2 pseudogenes are annotated in these 687 nt (G+C 66.1%); one reads left to right on the top strand and one right to left on the bottom strand.

Annotated elements, in window-relative coordinates:
• Positions 1–312 (bottom strand): annotated as a pseudogene (locus VP06_RS31370) (helix-turn-helix domain-containing protein); the annotation flags it as partial.
• A gap of 175 nt (positions 313–487) precedes the next feature.
• On the opposite strand from VP06_RS31370, the pseudogene VP06_RS31365 reads away from it, so the two are divergent.
• A pseudogene (locus VP06_RS31365) lies at positions 488–687 on the top strand (hypothetical protein); the annotation flags it as partial.

Below are 687 nucleotides of genomic sequence, written 5' to 3'. Positions count from 1 at the left end.
CTTGTCGATGGCCCGGTACTCCTCCCACAGCACCGTCAGGTTGACCCCGGGCCGGCGCATCTCCCGCACCAGCGACGGCCAGTCTGGTTCGGGCAGCCTACGCAGTCCCTGCTTCACTCCGGCTCGGGCGAACAGGCGCTGCTCCAGCATCGCGTCGCTGACCTCGGGGCCGAGCGGCCAGGTCACGCCGGCGGCGCTCGCCCGGGCGAGGTTGTCCTGCACGGTGGAGCGGGCAATGCCCAGTGTTCGTCCGATCTCGCGCGAACTCACACCGTCGTGGGCGAGCCGCAGCATCTGTCTGATCTGTCGCATGGTCAGCTCTCTCCTGGCCGGCATTCCGCTCTCCTCGTCGTCGAGGACAGGATTGCCGCGGTTGCTGACCCATGGGAAAACCGCCGCCGATTTCGGCTACAGACTGGCCGGCATCAAATCGGAACGCTGGCCGGCTTCGTCTCGGAAGAGGTGGCCGGCTTCCTTCGGAAACCGCATCGTGCTCTCGCTCGACGAGAAGAGCCAGATCCAAGCCCTGGAGCGCACCCGCCCGAGCCGACCCGTCATGCCAGATCGCCCCGAGACACAGACCCACGATTACATTCGACACGGCACCACGACGCTATTTGCCGAGCTCGATGTGCTGGCGGGCACCGTGATCAGGCGATGCATGCAGGGGTCATCGCAGAATGTGTC

Origin of the sequence: Methylobacterium aquaticum, assembly GCF_001043915.1 — a bacterium.
GTDB classification, from domain to species: domain Bacteria; phylum Pseudomonadota; class Alphaproteobacteria; order Rhizobiales; family Beijerinckiaceae; genus Methylobacterium; species Methylobacterium aquaticum.
The sequence above is the reverse complement of the archived record's forward strand: the minus strand, read 5'-3'. Positions and strand labels throughout refer to the sequence as shown.